Source organism: Singulisphaera photorubra (assembly GCF_045290345.1).
Taxonomy (GTDB): domain Bacteria; phylum Planctomycetota; class Planctomycetia; order Isosphaerales; family Isosphaeraceae; genus Singulisphaera.
The window spans coordinates 2,604,186-2,622,185 of the sequence record NZ_CP155447.1; the positions used below are offsets into that span (position 1 = coordinate 2,604,186).

The 18,000-nt window shown below is 58.4% G+C and carries 16 protein-coding genes and 1 tRNA gene; 4 read left to right on the plus strand and 13 right to left on the minus strand.

Translation table 11 applies throughout. The annotated features are described in order from the left end of the window. Window positions 1-804 precede the first annotated feature (804 nt). The 3 genes from V5E97_RS09985 to V5E97_RS09995 all read left to right on the plus strand — a co-directional run bounded on the left by V5E97_RS09985 (window position 805) and on the right by V5E97_RS09995 (window position 2,015). Complete coding sequence (locus V5E97_RS09985) at window positions 805-1,101, plus strand: helix-turn-helix transcriptional regulator (protein WP_406699175.1); 297 nt, start codon at window positions 805-807, stop codon at window positions 1,099-1,101. 161 nt (window positions 1,102-1,262) lie between these two features. Further along, window positions 1,263-1,649, plus strand: coding sequence for a hypothetical protein (locus V5E97_RS09990; protein WP_406699176.1), 387 nt, complete (start codon window positions 1,263-1,265; stop codon window positions 1,647-1,649). Between the two features lie 81 nt (window positions 1,650-1,730). Continuing rightward, window positions 1,731-2,015 carry a hypothetical protein gene (locus tag V5E97_RS09995; protein WP_406699177.1) on the plus strand — a complete coding sequence of 95 codons (285 nt, stop codon included), beginning with the start codon at window positions 1,731-1,733 and terminating at the stop codon, window positions 2,013-2,015. Window positions 2,016-2,887: 872 nt separating this feature from the next. On the opposite strand, the gene V5E97_RS10000 is transcribed toward V5E97_RS09995, so the two are convergent. Both V5E97_RS10000 and V5E97_RS10005 read right to left on the minus strand, forming a co-directional pair. Then, window positions 2,888-4,123 (minus strand): PAS domain-containing sensor histidine kinase, encoded by a 1,236-nt coding sequence (locus tag V5E97_RS10000; protein ID WP_406699178.1) that lies wholly within the window; start codon window positions 4,121-4,123, stop codon window positions 2,888-2,890. Window positions 4,124-4,125: 2 nt separating this feature from the next. Continuing rightward, window positions 4,126-4,401, minus strand: a complete 276-nt coding sequence (locus V5E97_RS10005) for a PAS domain-containing protein (protein WP_406699179.1) — start codon at window positions 4,399-4,401, stop codon at window positions 4,126-4,128. Between the two features lie 448 nt (window positions 4,402-4,849). Here V5E97_RS10005 and V5E97_RS10010 point away from each other — a divergent pair, with 448 nt between their 5' ends. Next, window positions 4,850-5,218: a hypothetical protein gene (locus V5E97_RS10010; protein WP_406699180.1), complete on the plus strand. Its 369-nt coding sequence runs from the start codon at window positions 4,850-4,852 to the stop codon at window positions 5,216-5,218. Between the two features lie 321 nt (window positions 5,219-5,539). Here the strand turns inward: V5E97_RS10010 and V5E97_RS10015 are convergent, their stop codons facing one another. The 11 genes from V5E97_RS10015 to V5E97_RS10065 form a co-directional block, all read right to left on the minus strand. Continuing rightward, complete coding sequence (locus tag V5E97_RS10015; RefSeq protein WP_406699181.1) at window positions 5,540-7,435, minus strand: hypothetical protein; 1,896 nt, start codon at window positions 7,433-7,435, stop codon at window positions 5,540-5,542. Window positions 7,436-7,519: 84 nt separating this feature from the next. Beyond that, window positions 7,520-7,804, minus strand: coding sequence for a hypothetical protein (locus V5E97_RS10020; protein WP_406699182.1), 285 nt, complete (start codon window positions 7,802-7,804; stop codon window positions 7,520-7,522). Between the two features lie 811 nt (window positions 7,805-8,615). After that, window positions 8,616-9,764 (minus strand): CHC2 zinc finger domain-containing protein, encoded by a 1,149-nt coding sequence (locus tag V5E97_RS10025; protein WP_406699183.1) that lies wholly within the window; start codon window positions 9,762-9,764, stop codon window positions 8,616-8,618. A 224-nt stretch (window positions 9,765-9,988) separates the two neighbouring features. After that, window positions 9,989-11,440 (minus strand): DNA primase family protein, encoded by a 1,452-nt coding sequence (locus V5E97_RS10030; protein ID WP_406699184.1) that lies wholly within the window; start codon window positions 11,438-11,440, stop codon window positions 9,989-9,991. A gap of 682 nt (window positions 11,441-12,122) precedes the next feature. Next, window positions 12,123-12,593: a hypothetical protein gene (locus V5E97_RS10035; RefSeq protein ID WP_406699185.1), complete on the minus strand. Its 471-nt coding sequence runs from the start codon at window positions 12,591-12,593 to the stop codon at window positions 12,123-12,125. 399 nt (window positions 12,594-12,992) lie between these two features. After that, a complete protein-coding gene (locus V5E97_RS10040; RefSeq protein ID WP_406699187.1) occupies window positions 12,993-13,211 on the minus strand; it encodes a hypothetical protein in 219 nt (72 codons plus the stop codon). 315 nt (window positions 13,212-13,526) lie between these two features. Further along, window positions 13,527-14,159: a hypothetical protein gene (locus V5E97_RS10045; protein ID WP_406699188.1), complete on the minus strand. Its 633-nt coding sequence runs from the start codon at window positions 14,157-14,159 to the stop codon at window positions 13,527-13,529. Between the two features lie 167 nt (window positions 14,160-14,326). Then, the gene (locus tag V5E97_RS10050) at window positions 14,327-15,604 is read right to left on the minus strand and encodes a tyrosine-type recombinase/integrase (RefSeq protein WP_406699189.1); all 1,278 of its coding nucleotides are present in this window, start codon (window positions 15,602-15,604) and stop codon (window positions 14,327-14,329) included. A gap of 109 nt (window positions 15,605-15,713) precedes the next feature. Further along, window positions 15,714-15,787, minus strand: a tRNA-Arg gene (locus V5E97_RS10055). 123 nt (window positions 15,788-15,910) lie between these two features. Next, window positions 15,911-17,218, minus strand: coding sequence for an efflux RND transporter periplasmic adaptor subunit (locus tag V5E97_RS10060; protein WP_406699190.1), 1,308 nt, complete (start codon window positions 17,216-17,218; stop codon window positions 15,911-15,913). 30 nt (window positions 17,219-17,248) lie between these two features. Beyond that, window positions 17,249-17,983 (minus strand): hypothetical protein, encoded by a 735-nt coding sequence (locus V5E97_RS10065; RefSeq protein ID WP_406701144.1) that lies wholly within the window; start codon window positions 17,981-17,983, stop codon window positions 17,249-17,251. Window positions 17,984-18,000 lie beyond the last annotated feature (17 nt).

Genomic DNA, 18,000 nt, shown 5'->3' on the forward strand with positions numbered 1-18,000 from the left:
TTCCCTGAATCTCGCAAGTGCGTCTCTCGCGGGCTTGGAATCGCGGACCAACACACCCTCGATTACAACCTTGTCGGCAGTGACGGTAACTCGCCGCTTCCCATGAGAAAGCAGGGGTCGCAGCAGCTCGGCCAGCTCTTTCTGTTGGGCAGGCTCCAGAGGAATCGGGAATCGCATTTCGATCGGCGGGCCGTCGAGAATCGCCTTCTTCAGGGGGCGGATGGTCTTCGCCCGTCGCGGGACATCGGCCATGGGGCGGACTCCATGTGGGCAACCGAATAGGATACAACAGTTTAGGCCTCAGCATCCTTGAAGGAAAGTCCGGTGAATCCGCCCGCCGCCGGTTTTTTGAACATCCAAGGCAAATGAGATTATTGGCAAGCCGGGGCAGGCGACGTTCCCCTAGGCAAGGAGACCTACCCCACCTTTAGACCGTGAAATTGCCTCTCATAGACTTAAATAAAATCAAAATCCGGGTCTCAAAAGAGAGGAAAGATTCCGGCCAAAGTTATTTTGTGCTGCCCGATTTGGCTGTCGGTTGACTCGCTTTGGTGAAATCGCCGAACGTAAGTGCTATGCTAGAAACGATTTGCATTTTCGTTTTATCGCATTGATCATAAAGCTATGATTTCTCATAAATTCTGAATTTGTGAATCGGCTCTCATTTCTATGTTGTATAGCAGGCATTCTTTCGATAATTTGGACTTAGGTCGCAAGTTGTCCACTGCGGCAGCACGATCTCACGCCTTGCGCCGCTGATAGCGGGGATGCTAGGTGTTTGCCCACGTAGGGGAGTCCATCAGCATGATTATGTCCACCAAGTCACCTCAAGCACCGCCGCCCAAGGTCAAGCGAGGACGCGGCCGACCGAAAAAGGTCGTTTCAACCGCGCCCACGGTGTTCATTACTGGCACCGAAATGGCTCGCGAATGCGGGGTCAACACGGTCACGCTCTACAAGTGGGTGGCCGAAGAATACTTTCCGCCCCAACGATGCCGACCTGGGGCATGCACTCGGCTTTGGCTCCGTGCCCATTGGGATGAATTCGTGTCATCCGGTCTATGGCCCGAAGACGCCTGGAAGACGCTCGATGAGCGTTGATTTTCAAGCTCTTGCTCCATTCGTGGCTTGTTTCGATCGCCTGCTGGCAAGGCGATCGCCACGAATATAGACGTAACCATTGTATTTGCATGAGAGAATGAAACGTCGCCTCTCGTGGTTTCTGACAATTTCTGAATTCCCGAGCAAAGCGAGATCACAGCATGGCGAAAGAGAAGTCGCCTGGATCAAAAACAAGGCGAGATCTCAACCGGTATTTTCCCGATCAATTTGCTGTGCAAACCAACCAAGACATCAAGGGGCAATTCCAGGTTGCCCTAGCGATCCTTAAGGCAAAAAGCAAATTGAGCATGCTGGACCAAGACAAGATGGCCAGCCAGACTTGCATTAACATGCTCATGCTTTGGATGTCTCGAACCATAGAGTCCAAGGGAATTAGCTGGCTCGAAGAAGAAATGGCTCCAGTGATGAACGAATTGTCCCGAATCGTAGCAGAAGAGATGATGACACGTGGACGACTCGTGCCACCTCAATTTTTGCCAGAAGGGTTCAGCTACATGGTTGGGCGTCCCGGCGAGGAAGCTGAGTAGGTCTGTCGCCTCGTGATCTGCCCGGCCAGCGGTCGAAGTCAAAGAAGTCGCGTACTTCCCATAAAACCGAGAGAACCACCGATGAACTGGCACAGCGTCAAAGAGGCTGCCCCCTTGATTGGCCTGAACGTCACTGCCGTCTACGCCTTGGTCGTTTCCAAGCGACTAGGGCATCGGCGGCTTGGGATTCGCAAGGGGGCCGGCAAGATCCAAATTAGCGACGATCACATTGCGGCCTTTCTCGAATCCTGCGAGGTTGCGCCAGCAATGGAATACGCTCGCCAGGGCCGCCCAAAGGACACGCGAGCCCGAGGCGACCAACGGCCCATCATTCGGCCGGACGGGAAGCCTCTTCGCTTCTCCTAGCTGCCTGGGCGGCATCGCGCAAGTGGCCGGTACGATCAGTCGTGGCCGCCGTCCTGGTCGTGGCAGATCAACGTGACGCCCGCGCCGAGGGTCAAGCGGGGCCGAGGCCGGCGTTTCGCCGACGATATGGGCCAAGGTCGTTTTGACGTCCAAAATCGCCGCGCGCTCCTGAGCCTCGTAATCCGACATACGATGTGAGGCGTTCGCGGGTTGAAAAGGAGTCCATCATCGTGTCGACGGAGCCTGAGACGATAGAGACGCTACCCAAGGCCAAGCGAGGCCGGCCCAAGAAGGTTCACGATTCCAAGCCGCTTTTTATCCGCAGCCACGAGATTGCCCGCGAGCTTTGTGTCACGGTCCCCGCGATCATCAAATGGATTGGGGGCGGCTACTTTCCCCCACCCCACTCGCGAATCGGAACGGCTACGAGGGTATGGCTTCGAGCAGATTGGGAAACCTTCATTGCCACAGGCAAATGGCCGGCTGCGTCATGGAAATACACCGTAGCTCGGCGTTAAACAGCCGATTAGCTGCGAGCGCTTGACGGCCTTATGGCGATAGAGCCTGAGGTTACCCGTTCTGTTGAGGCCATCCACTTCTTTGAGTGGCATTCCACGTCAACCGGTTCCCCTCCGGGCTCATCCCCTGGGCTGGATCGTCCGGCGAGGGGATGAGCGATGGTCGCTTGGCATGAAACTGCCATGTGGTGGTCAGTGGCCGCCGCACGCACCCCGAGAACCTCCGCGCACAGAAAAGTCCCGCCGGCCCGCGATCATGCTGAGTGGCGGGGCTTAGGTTGTCGTGGGGTCGATGGATTCGGCTGGTTAGCTTGCCAGGCTCATCAGGCGATTGCAACGACGACTTGAGACATCTCACTGAACCAAGGCAGGCAAGCGGACGCTGAATTCGCTCCCCAGTCCGACGCCGTCGCTCGCCACCTGCACGCTCCCCCCGTGCATCCCCACGAGGGTCTTCACGAGCGACAGGCCGATGCCGAGGCCGCCCCGAGAATGGTGCGTGGACGATTCGACCTGCGTGAACATCTCGAACAAGCCGGGCATCATCTCGTCAGAGATCCCCTCGCCGGTATCCCGTACACGGACCAGGAAATTTCCCCCTTCGGCCGTTGCAGTGACCGCGATGCGGCCACCTTTCTCCGTGTATTTGGCGGCGTTCGTCAGGAGGTTCCCGAAGACTTGTTCCAGCCTCGTTGGGTCGCCTACAACCTCCATCGGCTCGTGGGGGACGGAGACCGTCAGCTCGTGCTCCCGCTCCTTGACCAGGGCCGTGACGGACTCGACCGACCGGGCGATGACGGCGGCAAGGTCGATGTCCTCTTTCTGCAGGTGGATCTTCCCTTGCGAGATGCGGGAGACGTCGAGCAGATCCTCGATCAAGCGGTTGAGATTCTTGACCTGGTGGCCGACGACCCCGAGGGCCCAGGAGCGATCGTCTTCCGAAGCCGCAGTTTGCAAGAGATTGGCGGCCAGACTGATGGTCGAGAGCGGATTCCTGAGCTCGTGAGCCAGGATGGCGATGAACTCGTCCTTGCGATTCTCGGCTTCCTCCACCGCTCGCTCAGCCTGCCTCCGGTCGGTGACGTCCTCGATGGCGAGGAGAATCAGCTCGAATTGGCCCTCGGGCGGGAAGCACCGAGCATTCAAGAGCATCGTCCTCGGGCCGATATGCTCGAAGTCGTGGCTCACCTCGAAATCATGGAATGATGGGTTTCGCGGCAGGATTTCCTCAAGCAGCGTCCTCAGCGCCGGGATGTCCCATTGCCCGTCCCCCAAACCATAGAGGAATCGGCCCACGGTCTCGTCGGGATTGACCTGGAACGTCTCGTAGAACGAGCGATTCGCCGACCTGACGTGGAGCTGCGAGTCGAGGACGAGGAGCGGCTCTCGCACCGTCGTCACGATGCTCTCGGCGTATTCCTTGGCCGACTCGATCGCCAACTCGGCCTGTCGCCGTGCGGTGATGTCCCGAAAGATCAGCACGACGCCGACGACGTTGCCGCGATCATCCTTGATCGCCGCCGCACTATCGTCGATGGGCCGCTCGCTGCCGTCTCGGGCAATGAGCAGGGTATGGTTCCCCAAACCCACGGTCAGCCCTCGCTCGATGACCTTCCTGGCCGGCTGCGCGACCGGCTCCCTCGTCGTCTCGTTGATGATGCGAAGACCTGCTCAACCTCCACCCCGACCGCGTCGGCGAGCGTCCAGCCGGTGAGCTTCTCGGCGACGGGATTGAGGTAGTTCACGCGGCCGTCTCGGTCGGCGGTGATCACACCATCGCCGATGGAGGAGAGCGTGATTTGGAGCCAATCACGCTGGCCGAAGACGGTGTCGTCTGCGTGTTGATCGGAATCTGAATTCGGGACCATAGAGCCTATTTCAACCAATGAAGAAAAATTCATTCATAACATTTTCCATCCGTGCGTACGCGGCACCTGAAGCGGCTCGTGGGCGGCTTAATTGGGTCGGCCACCGTTCATCGGGTATCACTGGCGAGAAACATCTTATCCTGCTGTGCAAAACGATGCCACAAGACTCGGCCTGGAACGCATATTCCAGTGGCCCGTTCCATCGCTCCTCGCGCCCGATCTTGAAGGAGCACTGCCCGGTGATTGAGGAGGTGTGATGGCCAGTGAGTGTTGCCGGATATGTCCACTTAACAAGCCAGCATATAAATTTGCTGTTTCGTTTTAATTTGACAAGGATTGTGGTACGGAGCTGGGGACGATACCGGAGGGGCCGCTGAAAGTCCCCTCTCGTTGCCACACTCTCGTCGGCGTGCCAGCATCGCTACGCCGACGCGAGTGTGGCTAACTCGTGACTGCCGCTCATTTCGGCTCAGGCGGGTCGGGACGGACGGGGAGCCAGGACGCCACCCAGGAGGGCGGGGCCTCCGTGCCCCTCGCGTCATTCTCCCAGGGCAAGGCCGGCCGGGTTAACCCACGCGTCCCGCGCGTGTCCCGCTTGCCTCATCGATCGTGCAATCCGTCGCTTCGTGGCACGCTCGACAGCCTCACCCGCCCTGGCCTTGGCAGCCTCCCGGAATGCTCGACGCGTCGGATGACTTGCGGGCAGTCCCAATGCCTCGGCGGCCCGGTCGATTCGCTCGACGATCAGTTCGGCGTCAAAGCCCTGTCGGACAAGTTGGGCTATCCCCTCGGCCAGACCTTCCATGACATCGTCTGAGATGGCGGCAGGGGAAACGGCGTATGAGGAGGAGGTGCCAGGTTGGACGCTGGTAGCGGTCATATCGGGAGCCTCATGGAGTGTGGTGCTTCAAGCTACCCAAGGACAATCGAGGTGGCTGGCTCCCGGCTCGAGGCAGCGTGGGCCGGGGCCGCCATTAGGTTGGAGTCGCGTCATCGGCCCGGATAGTTCGGTATCGATTCGACCGGGGGTGGGTTCAGCCAGGGCGGCTGTGACGGGTGGGTGGGTTCACCGATCGCGGGATGGTGGGCATCCTCCCCGACGCGATTCCATTCGCGGGGGAGAGGGGCTACCTTGGCATTAGCGTTTTTCGATCCTTACATTCAAGACGCCGGCTCGCGCCATTTCTTCGAGAGACTTTTTCATTGACTCGAGGTAACTGAGTTCTTGTTTTCTGTCATTGCCGCCCACGGAAGACTGGATTCGGGCCGCCAGTGTGGACGCATCGAAGACTTCGGATTTTTTGTTCTCTTGCTCCAAGAGTCGGTTCGTGAGTCCCTTTTGAATATCGCCCTTGGCATCCTTGTCGATCTCCTTGGAGGCTAAGCCGGCTTGTTCGGCGTTTGCTCCGTTCCGCATGAGTTCTTCAGCGATTCGGAGTCGAGCCACGCCAGGAGCGATCGCCCCGCCAATCTCCTGCATCGCCAGCATTTCGGCGATGGTCTTCATGTCGCCAGGGGCGGCCTCTTTCCCGATCCGAAGGCTTTCCCGCTCGGCTTGCTTCGCCTCGCGTCCCTTCCTTTTCTCGTCCTGCCCTTGAAGCCGACGCAACTCGGTTTCTTCTTCCTCGCTGGACTGGCCAAGAACGTGCTGTTCTTCAAGGAATCCGAGACGGCCGACCTGCCGTTGTCGATCCGCATCATCAGAGGCTTGGAGGCGAACCTTTTCCTTCTCCTTGCGTTCCTTTTCCTTGGCTTGAAGCCGACGCATCTCCGTCTCTTCTTCCTCGCTGGACTGCCCGAGAACATGTTGTTCTTCAAGGAATCCGAGACGGCCGACCTGCCGTTGTCGATCTGCCTCGTCTTTAGCCTGGACTCGCTTTCGCTCTTTCTCGGCCTCGATCCTTCGTTCCTCGGCCGCCTTTGCCGCCTCATTTCTTGCCGCCGCGTCGGCTGCCGCCTTTTCGGCCTTTGCCCTAGCTTCCGGGCCAGCGTCTCCGAGTTGCAAGGCTACGCTGTGTAGAGGATCGCTCGGGTCGCTTAATTTGGATATGATCGACCGCCGGGCTTGGTCTCCCGATGCGTCGTTCCGCTTGGCGGCAACCATCAGTTTTTGGGCACGCTCGACGGCTTCCTTGTTGCGGGCGTCCTCGATTTTTTTAGAGACAGCGTCAAATTCCGCATCAGCCTTGCGGCCGGTCTCTTCGGCAGATTGAGGAATGAGCCAGGCATGTTTCTTGATGCTCAGCATTCTCAGTCGAGCGCCACCTAGTTCCGCCTCCTGGGCAGGGGTCATTGGTGCCTGCATCTTGGCGGCCAACGTTCCCGTAAGCTTGCCTACCCCGGCTTCGTTATAGATATCCTGGACGGCTTTTTCTGTGGAAGCCTCTTCCTTGGACTGGCCTCCCATCATCTGCTGAATCTTCTTCTCTTGCTCCTTGTACTTATTCAATCGCTCTTGTTCGTCGGCCGTTCGGCTCGTCGCCTTGGCCAATCGCTCCATCTCCTCGGCTTCAGTCTTCGTTGCGCCAATCCCGATAAGTTCCTGGAATTGATCCATATGCGTGTAGAGTTGGTATACCGCCACGGCAGCAACCTGAGCCGCAGCCGCAACGCCAGCTGTCGCGCCCAATCCATAAACAAGTGGGCCAATATTGTTGACGACCCCCGAAAATCCGTACTGAACGTCGTCCGCGATGTAGCCAAGCTGCATGAGCGCCTGGCCCATACGCGCGGAGGACTGTGTCATGCTGTTTGCATTGGCGTTCAGGATTTCCAAGCCAGTGCTGAGCGTCGTGGTTGCCGTATATGCAGCATTCATCCGAGTAGTCAACTCGGCCGCAGTGGTGCCAAGGGCTGCCATGCGGTTACTGAGTTCTGACGCCGTGATCGCTCCGTCAGCAAAGTCTTGCTGAAGTTGCTTGACCTCCTTGTTCACTGCGTCGAGGGCATTCCGTGCTTTAGCCAAACCCTGATCGAGATTGCCCGTGCGAATGTCCAGATCGGCGTAAATTCCACCGAGATTGATGCCCGCCATTTGTTATTTCCAATAAGTAAGGGTGATGCTCCGTGGCCAAATGCCACGGAGCGTGAAGGGGATGGCCACCCAGCTGACGCAGGGTCAGGAACTCGCAGGCTTGCCGGAACGCCGTTGCCAGGCGAGATCAACGGCCACCTTGCGATATCGCTCGATTTCGGGATCGTCCGAAGCGAAGCCGCAATCGACAGCGGACCGGACGGCAAGGTCAGAGACTTCGGTTGGGTTCATGCCGAATTCGCCAAGGCAGCGATCTACGATGCGAACCAGACGGTCATAAACTTCCGTCGGCAACGGAGGCTCGGTGGCCGGGGCCAGAGCCGGGGCGGAAAGGTCGGCGGGTTCGAGGCCATTTCGGTTGAGAGGCATAAGAGGAGATCCTTTGGGAGAGATGCCCGCGCCAACGTGACGCGGGCGAAACTGGGTTAAGACGTGCGATCCGGAGGGTTCAACTGAAAGGCCGACAGTGCGTCCTGTGCATGGCCATGTGTATGTCGTTGGCGGATCCGGCTAACCGAAGTCCGTAAACGCGACACGGGCGATGCCAGCGGCCTTGCTTGGCGTCCTATCGCCTAGCCCTTGAACTAAGACAACCCGGCAGTGGACTGTTATCGCATGCTCAGACGTGAATTCATGTGTTCATGATATTCTGGCATGTGCCAGCCGGCATGGCTTGGAGATGCTACCCAAGGAGGCCGACTTAAGCCTCATCAGGGACCTGCTTTGGGGGCAATGGCACTTGAGAGCTACGCCCAATGGGCCTATTTGGCGTCACCTGTGGTGGGGTGCACATTGCCTTCCATCAAATCTTGCACAGCGTCCAAAATCCAGAGAGAGCTATCGTCCGACGCTCTCCCCTTTTCGACGCATGACATCGCTCGAAGTCGGGCTGTGGTTGGTCCATCGGCTGCCGGAATCGCGGCCGGCTCCTCACTGAATACCGGCTGGCCCACCGTGTTAAGCGGTCCGAGTTCAGTCGGCGAGATAGCGAACCACGTTTTTAGTCGCTCATGACAGGATTGGCACAGTTCGCGTCTGCGAAACGTACCGATCTTATTCAGTTCGGTGATTTCGAGCAGTACAACGTCACGGTTTTCCTTAATGACGACGCCGCACTTGTCGCATGCATATCCTATACATACATTGACCCTTTCAGCTTAAGAGAGATTGAATCGCTAGATCAGGAATGGGACTGTGTTGGCGGCCAGGGCTGACCGAAACGAGCCGATTCCGACGCAAGCCAATCAGGGATCTTGCCTAAGGCGCGGTGAAAGTCCGTTAAGTCGTTGGCAGGGCTTGGTAGCCAGAGCCTACGAGCTCTTCCGGCCGACAACTCGCTGAACTTTTGTGCGGCCAAATCCCCTGCGTGGTTCACGTCGTGGTCAAATGCGAGAAGGTGAATTGGGCATTCCGCCAGAGCGTTCATGGCGTCCTGCTGAGGCCTCTGCGATACCCCACCGATGGTTAGGACATTCACGAATGCGGCGGCTTCCTGCCAAGCAAGGAGGGCGTCAAGCTCGCCTTCCGTAACGAGTGCGGGAAGGCCGCGAACCATATCGCTGAACGGGTAGCAGTGACCTCGTTCAGACCCCTTCAACGCTTGGTACTTGGGCCCTTCCGAGAGAGGGGTGGTGATGTCGCCGATCGAAAGTCGACGAACGTTGCAGCCGACCCATCGTGAGCCGGGATCTTCGACCTCGTCATCAGTGCTTGCATACCACGAACCAGGACGAACCCAAGGGATCGTAATACCCCTCGGGATAAACAGCTTATGATCTTCCCCTTGTCGGTTTTGACCCAAGACCGGGAACCGACGATGCCATTGCTCCGACGCGACAAAGCCGAGTCGGAATCGGCGGATTGTCGAATCTTCCAGGCCCCGTTCGCGGAGCCAGTCCAAAGCAGGGTGGCCGACTGACTCCCACAATTGTGCTTCCGCGTACCGAATGACGCCGTCTATCGCCTTCTGCCAGTCGCGATCCTGCCAGGCGGACTTGGCGGCCGGTTTGGCGACCTGAACCTGGGTAGGTTGAACGGAGGCCTTGCAGTGGTTGCCAGGGCGAAAATTGAGGTTACTCAGCCGCTTGACGGCCTCACGAACAGTGATGCCATCAAACCTCGCGACTAAATCAACGACATCCCCTGTGGCATCGCAAGCAAAACATTTGAAGTGTTCGCCATCCGGTGTTATGTGCAGGTTCGGGTTTGTATCCGCGTGAAACGGGCACAGCCAATTCCCAGACGGCGACGGCGCCCCCAGCCTGGACAAGAGGAATGATCCCAGATCGTTAGTCACGCGGATGTTGGCGAATCCAAAAGTGGTGGCCATAGTGCGATTCCTGGGCAGTACCTTAGTACCCGAAGTACCCGAATCTCCGTATTCACTCCTCCTGCGTGCGTACGCATAGGGGCCCGGTACGGGATTTCTGGGTACTTGGGTACTGTGTTTCCTTAACTTGTTTTGGCGTAATGATTTCTAAACAGTACCCGGCCAAACCTGGCGTAGGTACTGCCGGGTACTAAGGTACTGATTCTGTTGAAAGCCAGAGCGAATCAGGGGATTTCGTAGGCTACGGGATCTGGGTCGACGTCTTGGTTCAGCGTCAGGCCCAGTCGCCAGGCTTGGGAGTTGGATTTCTTGAGTTCGAAGCCCCGCCGTTCCATTTCGCTGCCGAACGCTCGGGACGCCACTGGCTCGGTTCCCGTGCCCTTACACCATCCGACGTAGGCCCCATAGAGTTCGCTAGCTTTGACCTTGGCGACCTCCTTAAGATGCGACTGCTCTGGAACAAGGCATCGATCGCGTAAAAAATCACCGATGTTATCCATCTCGTCGCGGTAGCTGTTTGTTGCATCCTCGATCGATTTAGGCTCGGCCAAGCCGATGCGTTGCCATTCGACGCAGCCCTGGACGATCCAAGCCAGAATCCCCGGGGCCTCGGCCGCAAGTTGCTTGTCGAGATCCTTGATCCGCTCCTCTTTCGGGATGAAGGCGTTGAACGGAATCAGCTTGATTCGCGACCAGATCCCTTCGTCGGTGCCCTTGATTCGCGGCTTGTGATTTACAGCAAGAAAGACCTTGTGGCTCGGCATGAACTCATAGAAGTCCTGCCGCATCCGCCGGGCTTTGATCCGCTCGCCTCCGGTCAACTTCTTGACCAGAGCTTCATCGAATCGCCTGCCGTCTTCAGCCTCGGCGGTTGGCACAAAGCGGCGTCCTTCCAGGTCGGTCAGACCCGTAGGGTGATCGTCCTGGGCTTTCGACATAAGGAGTGAGGCATCGATCGTCGTCGCGTAGTCGCCGAGGATTGCCAGGATCGTATTCAGGAACGTTGACTTACCATTTCGACCCTTGCCGTAAAGGATGAAGATGGCGTGTTCGGAGATGTCACCGGTCGCCGCATATCCGATGGACCGTTGAAGAAACCCAATGACCTCCTGATCGTTGCCCATTGTGCGATCGATGGTCTTGATCCAAAGCTCACGTCTGGCGGTCGGGTCGAATGCCACCGGGGCAAGCTTGGTTATCAGATCTCGCGGGTCATGAGGGCGTAGCGTCCCTGTCCGAAGATCAACGGTCCCGTTCAAGACGTTCAGGAGCATCGGATCCCGGTCTAAATCGGCCGTCTCGATCGCGATTCCTTCCTCGCTCCTCGCCAGGGCAATGAGGGCGTCAAGTCGCCTGCGATCCTGTGAACTGAGAGCAAAGGCGAGAAAATCGTCTCGTTCAGCCGGCGTCATATTCGCCGCCTCATGGGCCATCGCCACTACCGATTTCTTAGCCAGGCGTTCAACCTCTCCCGTTCGATCGCGGATCCATCGCTTCCCGTTCGAGACGAGCCAGGCCGACTGTTCATAGCAGTAACGAACCCGATCACCATAGAGAGCAACAAAGCGTTGCGCGTTGCCAAGATCGGACCGAGAGTACCCCGTATCTGCATCGACCGCTCTGGCGATTTCCGAAACCGGCCCTTCTTGCTCGACTTGAACCAAAGCCGCACGCATTAACCCGACTTCTTCCGGATATCGCCCTTCAAGCGTATTGCTCCAGAATTGGAAGAGGCTCGTTCGTCGGTGTTCGAGCGTATTGAGGCCCGCTGTGTCCATCAGAAAAATGATGGAGTTTTGCCAATGGACCGAAATACCCTTCAGGTCTTTACGTTTAGGGGGGTGGCCATCAAGAGTGGCCGCCAGCATGCGTGCCCCGTCTCGGTCGGTTGCACTGATCGGGGAAGCTGAGACTCGCGTGACATCGAAAGTATGGTCTTGACGATGACTGTCGTCACTTTGTATGCTCATAAAAATGATTTGCCTCTCCAGTAGGCTGTCATGCTTGCCGAGGTTTCACCGACTTCGGCCTGGGATTCATGCAAGAGCCATCGAGTTGCATCGATGGCTCTTGCCTTTCTTAGCCACAGTTCCTGCGTAGCATGACGGCCAAAGCGTTCGCATACTCAGGCAAGGCCAGTAGGTCCGCCTCGTGGATGACGAGCATTCTCAGCCCTGCTTTATCGCGAACCGCCACAATGGGAAGCCTCAGTTCGGCAAACGCCGCTTCTCTAGCCCGGCCCCAGAGATTCCCAACGGCTTCGGCGGCCTCTGTCCGGGCCTCAGTTTCAATGTGAATGTGGTCGACTACCGAAGATTCAGGCCGTTGTTCGACTGACTTTCGTGGATTTGACATCGTTCACCCGCCCTTTCGCCACTCATAGAAGTCCACCCGGAAGGCCGCAAGTAACTGGCCGAGTGCCGCAGCCTCGTGAGTCGCCTGCTTGGCGATCCTGTTTGATCCAAAATGGTGCATCTTCTCGAACAGCCACTTTGTAGTGTCGTTTTTGGGCGTTCCAAGCGGCCCGGCGAACACCTTGTTGTGCATGCCGAGCAGGACTACCTCAACCAAATCTTCCCAGGGGTCGCCCGAGGCCGTCGCGTCTTTGATCAAGGCGAAGGCTGTGCTGTCACCGCAGTTCAAGGCAGCGGCAATAGTCCTGGCGCCAACGCGAGGAAACATCATTACAAATTGCTTCTGAAGATATTTCTTGATCAGTTTATCCAGGGCCTGGATCTGATCCTTCGTTGCCTTGTCGATTGGGAAACGATATCCCCTGGAATGGGCCAACTCTGCTGGAATCAGGATGGAACGCCCGAGTTGGCCCATTCCCCCGCCTGTCTTCTTTCGGCGAGTCTTGCCACCTACAACTTGCCGTGAGCCCCGGCCGATGACAGCTGAGGGCGATTCGCCATCGGCCGGGGACTGGTCGATTTCATTAGGCGGGCTTTGGGGCGGGCGAACTGTTTTCGGCCGAATCGATCGGGATTCGATTTGTGTTGTTGCTCCCATCGGGAGTCCTCATGCTTAATAGGGCCAGTGAAAATCACTCCAAACAGCCACGCCCGATTGGGGTGCAACCTATTTGGTGAACAAGGATTGCGATCACCATTCCGACTCTAAGCGGACCGCCGGAAAATCCGGCCCGCCGCGAAAGCAAGGCGCGGAGTTTCCACCGGCGGTCCGCCAGGGGGCGGCCGTACGTGGAATCTGAATTGGCGGGCCGACTTAGATGCCGAGTTCAGCGAGTGCCTTTTCAGCCCGCTGGTGATCCCGCTGGCGAGCGGCAGATGTGCGGCTGGTTGATGCGGCAGGCAGGGCGTGCGAGCCGGCTTGGGAGGCCAGGGGGGCACCGGAGCGAGCGGCTGTGAGAGCGTCAAAGAACTCGGCGATCCACTCGCGGGTGGTGCAGCGGCTCCCCCCGATCATGGCGAACCGGAGTTTCACGCCCCGGCACCCATAAGAGGCCCATCTGTGGATCGTTGAGAGGTTGACCTTGCGCCCTCTCTTTTTAGGCAGTAAGCCAGGAACTTGCGAGAAGAGGAGATAGTGATTCCAAGCGGATTCTTCGCCCGTTGCCCTCCCAGGTCACTCGATCGGCCTGAGCAAGAGTCTTCTCTCTTTCTGCGATGTGAGTCATTTGCGTTGCCTCTCAACAAAACGGATGTTTTGCGTCACTGAGGCAAGTATACGCAATATCACTAGGAAGGTCGGCAGGAGACTTGACGGGAGTTGGTAGGAGTTAGAGGAGAGTTCCTCATCTTAGTGACCAGCACGCTTCCAGCCGACGCGCAAATTGTCCATGCAAAAGCGAAATGACGCTTGAATTGACACTGTGGCATTGAAATCATCAACGGTTTGCTTCAGTGGTCCACCTATACCAAATGGGCTGCTAATGCTCTTAGTTGGCCAGTTTTCTTTCTCAAACGCATCGAGCAATCTCATCTGGTTCTTAGCGTTAGCCGCAAAACTCCGGCAAAGCACTTCACCGAAGTAGAGCGTTCTCTCTCGCCGGTCCCATCGAGGCTTGGACACCAAAGTGACAATTCCGGCGTGGGCCTGGTTTCCTCTCATCCACGAAACATAAGTGTCGAATGCTGATGCAATTTCCCTTGCAGGTTCGAGTTCTAACGGCAACTTTCGTGAGTTTTTCAGAAAATCATGCGCAACAGTTACAGCGTGTTCGTAGCAATAAACAATTTGATATCCTGATAGCTCTTGCTCATAAGATTCCTTAATCCAAAAGTCGTTCTGCGTGCGGTAGTACACAATGTGATCCCAGTTGCCTCCTTCGCTAGGATCTGGGCAACTAACCAGGAATCTTCGACATTGATGGAGATCAACGGCATCCTGCCCGAAACCATCCTCGCGATTCACCCAGACGAATTTTGCCATTTAATTTTCCCTCTGCCAGTGCTCGGGGCGGACCAGACGACTCGACGGGTAGAGGTTCAAAGATCGTCCGATTCGCTTGGCCAGGCCGCTTGCAATCAGCCTGGCCGTCCCGAGCGACTTGATGGTAATCGAATATGCTGCCCAAGTGAACGGGCGATCCGTAATGCTCAGCCGATCTGGCCCATGACCCCGATCGCCTTGTCTCGGTCGACCTCGGCGTAGACTTCGGTGACGGTCGAACTGGAATGGCCCAGGATCACGCGAGCTACGTCCAACCCAAACTCTCGGCGTAGCTTCGTCGCGGCGTTGTGGCGAAGTTGGTTGGGGTGCCAGCGATGCGCGCGGTGCCAATCCTTGAGTTCCCGACGTTGCTCGGAGGTAAGATCTTTCTTAGGGATCTTCGACAACACAGGATGCGGAAAGGCGGCCGCGCAAGCTTTCACAATGGTTTCGCGGTAGGAGTCGGCCGTATAGCAAGCCCCTGGACCCTTTTTTGGGGAGGGTTTCTTTGCACGTGCCTGTTGAGACGGAGTCATAGGAGACTTTCGGTTTCGGCGACGTTCCGCAAGCGACTCCTCAACGACTTCTTTGGGTTGGAACAGGTAATCAATTGGGTCGGGTCGGATCCATTGGCGCAGCACGACTTGAGCGGCGGGCCCAAAGTAAATCTGCCGATCACGCCCGTGATGCTCGGTCTTGTGCGTTTCCGGTGTGTAGATCCAGACCCGGCCTGACGTGTCGAGATCGCACGTACGCAGCATGCAAACTTCGCCGGGCCTCATGCCTGAGAGCCGTTGAAGCTGAATCATTGCCCCAACCTGTCGGGAGACAAAAGGGACGATCGCGTCTACCAATGTGTCGGCGACTGGTTTGACCGGTAGGCTCTCCCGGGCCTCGGATCGTCCTTTTCGTAAACCGGAAACCGCTCGCAAGCCGTGATGAATGCTAAGCGGAATCAGTTCATTCTCGGTTGCCCACTTGAAGGCACGGACGATGATTCGCGTCCGACGATTGACTTCGTTGTGGCACAGGCCGGAATCGATGATCTGTTGGCGAACGGTTTTCAATGCCAGGGGGCCGAAGTTCTTGGCTGAAGTGTGGCCGTAAAGCCGCCTGAGATGCCCCATGGCGTATTTGATATGCGCGACTTCGCCGGTAGGTTTTCCGCCTTTCCGGTAGTACCCTTCAGCATAGCGAATGTACGCCAGGATCATTTCGCTGATGGTCAGTTCGTCCGGTGCGACCGGGGAGCCTGACGTGGGGTTTTCGCGGGCGCGAGTGGCAGCGTGTCGCCCGTTAACCAGCCATTCGGCCAGCAGGCGATCGTATTCGGCCAGGCTTTGGGGTGTGCCGTGTTTGCCGAGGTAAAAATCTCGGCCATTCAAGGTGACGACAGCCTGACCGGATGGTTTGTGAAACCGGTAGGACGGAGTGCGTACTGGCATCGGGGCGGCCTCCAAATCCGGTAGTGTACCGGGTTTGATGGAGTTTTTGGGCCGCTCCGTCCGCCAGGACAGGTGAGCTAAAGTTAGCACTCGGCAGGATTTAGATCAGTGTGCCCGGCAGGAGTTGAACCTGCAACCTTTGGCTTCGGAGGCCAACGCTCTATCCAATTGAGCTACGGGCACGTCTCACGGACGAATTACACTCGAAGGGAGACTAAATGTCAAGGGCCGAGGTGCTCGGTTCTCTGATTAAGGTTCGCAACCTCTGGCCATTTGGTTGTGAACAGAGATTCGGCCCGCTTGGCCTTATCGAGCGTCCCCGGCTTCGGAGAGAGTTTTGACGGGCTTGACCGGATCGCCATCTTTCAATTCGTCGAGAGTGCGGAAAGGGCCGACGACGACTGGCTCGTCCGGTTTCAGGCCGGAGAGGATCTCGACTTTGCGCTCGTCGCTCAGGCCGGTCTCGACGGGTCGGGCGCGGGCGATGCCACCTTCGATGACGAAGACGATCTTGATGTAGCGGAGTTCGGCCTCCTGGGCTTTTTCGCCGGGCGATCGGGCGTTGCGCTCGGCCCAGGCGCGGACGCTTGGGGTGTTGGGTAAATCTTTGCGACGGCGGTGGACGACGGCCTGGGCGGGCACTCCCAGAGCGGCGGAGGCGCGGCGGACCTCGATCTCGACCGTCGCGGTCATCGCCGGCCGGAGCGATGAGTGGGCGGTGTCGGCGGCCGCGTCGAGGCTGACCAGGGTCTCGAAGCTCACGACTTCGTCCTTGGTCTTCCCCTTGGGAGCCACCAAGTCGATCGTGCCCGCGATGGGGTGGAGCTGGTCGGCCTGGAGGTAGACCAGGGCCGGCTGGCCGCGGCGGACCAGGGGGACGTCGGTCTCGTCGACATCGGCCCGGACACGCATCCGGTTCATGTCGCTGATGGTCATCAGTACCGAGCCCGGCAAGTTCGTCGTCCCTGCGATGACGACCTCGCCGACGTCGACGTTGACCCCGGCGACCACGCCGTCGATGGGAGCCTTGATCGTCGTTCGGTCCAGGTCTTGCTGGCTGGTCCGTCGCATTGCTTCGCTCTCGATCAACTCGTGCCGGCTCATCGCCAGCGCGGCCTGAGACTTGGCCACGGCGGTGCGGGCGTCGGCCAACTCATTCGGAGCCGTGAAGCCGCGACCTGCAAGCGTGCCCGATTGCTTGGCGTCGCGATTTGCCTTGTCCACGTCCGATCCAGCTTGCTCGATCGCCGAGCGGAGCCGCTCGATTCGCGCCTTGGATGAGTCGAGCCTGGCTTTGGCGTCGGTGTCGTCGAGCTGAACGAGCACATCGTTCGCCTTGACCGAATCTCCGTCTTTGACTTTCACCGCCAGGACTCGTCCCACGAGTTGCGAGGCGATCTCGGCTTCTTCGACGGCCTCGACCTTGCCGGGGGCCGCGACCGTCTGAATGATCGGTCCGCGGGTCGGCGGCTCGACGATGACTTCGCGGGTCGGCGGTGAGGCCAGGCGCCAGTCGATCTCAAGGGAGCCGGAATCGCGCCGAAGGTTAGCGGCGGCGAGCACTGCCACCAGGATTCCCAGAGCGATTGTCACTACGACGAATCGGGACATCATTGGTTCTCTTGTTTCGACTTTGGTCGCACCTCAACCTGGCGCGATCACCAGTCTCGCCCCGGCCCCGATCGCCAGGCCGAAGGCGACCCGAATGACCGCCTCGACGAGCCAGAGAACAATGCAGATCATCCCTGCGGCAGTCAGATTGACCTGTCCCCGTCGCCAGGCCCCGTGCGCCAGGACCGACCACCCCAGGACCACGAACAGGTCGAGTTGCCGGAGGGCAAGCCACGCGGCGGCCGGGTAGACTCCCTGGGGTAAGAGGAGAGTCGGTGAGGTTTCGATGTCGCCCCGCCGCAGCGCAACCATGAGGGCTACCTGGACCGCCAGACCGAGCACCCAAATTCCTTGTGCGATGGCGCATTCGTTCAGGGCCAGCTCATACCGAACGGGGCGACCAACCAGGGCCGCTACTGAGGCAAAGAGGGTCGCCGCCGCCAGCGCTCTCGCGGCCAGGGCCAGTGGTTCGACCAGAAAATCCCCCAGCCAGGCCAGCGTCGTCCAGAACGAGAGTGTGTCGTGCTGTGTTTGAATGGCCCGGCGGATCAGGTCGTCGCTTACCTCGCCGATACCGCGCGACTCGACCCGAGCCGCGCCTTGCTCGACTCCCTCAGCCAGTGCGCCCGTCCGGAATCCCGCAAGCCAGATGACGCCGTTCAGCCCGAGTACGAGCGCTCCCCAGAGCATCAGGGTGAGCCCGAACCGCGGTCCATCCGTGGCGGCTCCGGCCCGGTTCGGCGATCCCATGCTCACCGCCTCGACCATGGCCAATGCGGGGCCTC

What these genes read in the sequence shown, in the direction of transcription:
- V5E97_RS09985 (WP_406699175.1), top strand. Translation starts at nt 805, where the DNA reads ATGATTATGTCCACCAAGTCACCTCAAGCACCGCCGCCCAAGGTCAAG.
- V5E97_RS09990 (WP_406699176.1), top strand. Translation starts at nt 1,263, where the DNA reads ATGGCGAAAGAGAAGTCGCCTGGATCAAAAACAAGGCGAGATCTCAAC.
- V5E97_RS09995 (WP_406699177.1), top strand. Translation starts at nt 1,731, where the DNA reads ATGAACTGGCACAGCGTCAAAGAGGCTGCCCCCTTGATTGGCCTGAAC.
- V5E97_RS10005 (WP_406699179.1), bottom strand. Translation starts at nt 4,401, where the DNA reads ATGGTCCCGAATTCAGATTCCGATCAACACGCAGACGACACCGTCTTC.
- V5E97_RS10015 (WP_406699181.1), bottom strand. Translation starts at nt 7,435, where the DNA reads ATGGCGGGCATCAATCTCGGTGGAATTTACGCCGATCTGGACATTCGC.
- V5E97_RS10020 (WP_406699182.1), bottom strand. Translation starts at nt 7,804, where the DNA reads ATGCCTCTCAACCGAAATGGCCTCGAACCCGCCGACCTTTCCGCCCCG.
- V5E97_RS10025 (WP_406699183.1), bottom strand. Translation starts at nt 9,764, where the DNA reads ATGGCCACCACTTTTGGATTCGCCAACATCCGCGTGACTAACGATCTG.
- V5E97_RS10030 (WP_406699184.1), bottom strand. Translation starts at nt 11,440, where the DNA reads ATGCGTGCGGCTTTGGTTCAAGTCGAGCAAGAAGGGCCGGTTTCGGAA.
- V5E97_RS10035 (WP_406699185.1), bottom strand. Translation starts at nt 12,593, where the DNA reads ATGGGCCAACTCGGGCGTTCCATCCTGATTCCAGCAGAGTTGGCCCAT.
- V5E97_RS10045 (WP_406699188.1), bottom strand. Translation starts at nt 14,159, where the DNA reads ATGGCAAAATTCGTCTGGGTGAATCGCGAGGATGGTTTCGGGCAGGAT.
- V5E97_RS10050 (WP_406699189.1), bottom strand. Translation starts at nt 15,604, where the DNA reads ATGCCAGTACGCACTCCGTCCTACCGGTTTCACAAACCATCCGGTCAG.
- V5E97_RS10060 (WP_406699190.1), bottom strand. Translation starts at nt 17,218, where the DNA reads ATGATGTCCCGATTCGTCGTAGTGACAATCGCTCTGGGAATCCTGGTG.
- V5E97_RS10065 (WP_406701144.1), bottom strand. Translation starts at nt 17,983, where the DNA reads ATGGTCGAGGCGGTGAGCATGGGATCGCCGAACCGGGCCGGAGCCGCC.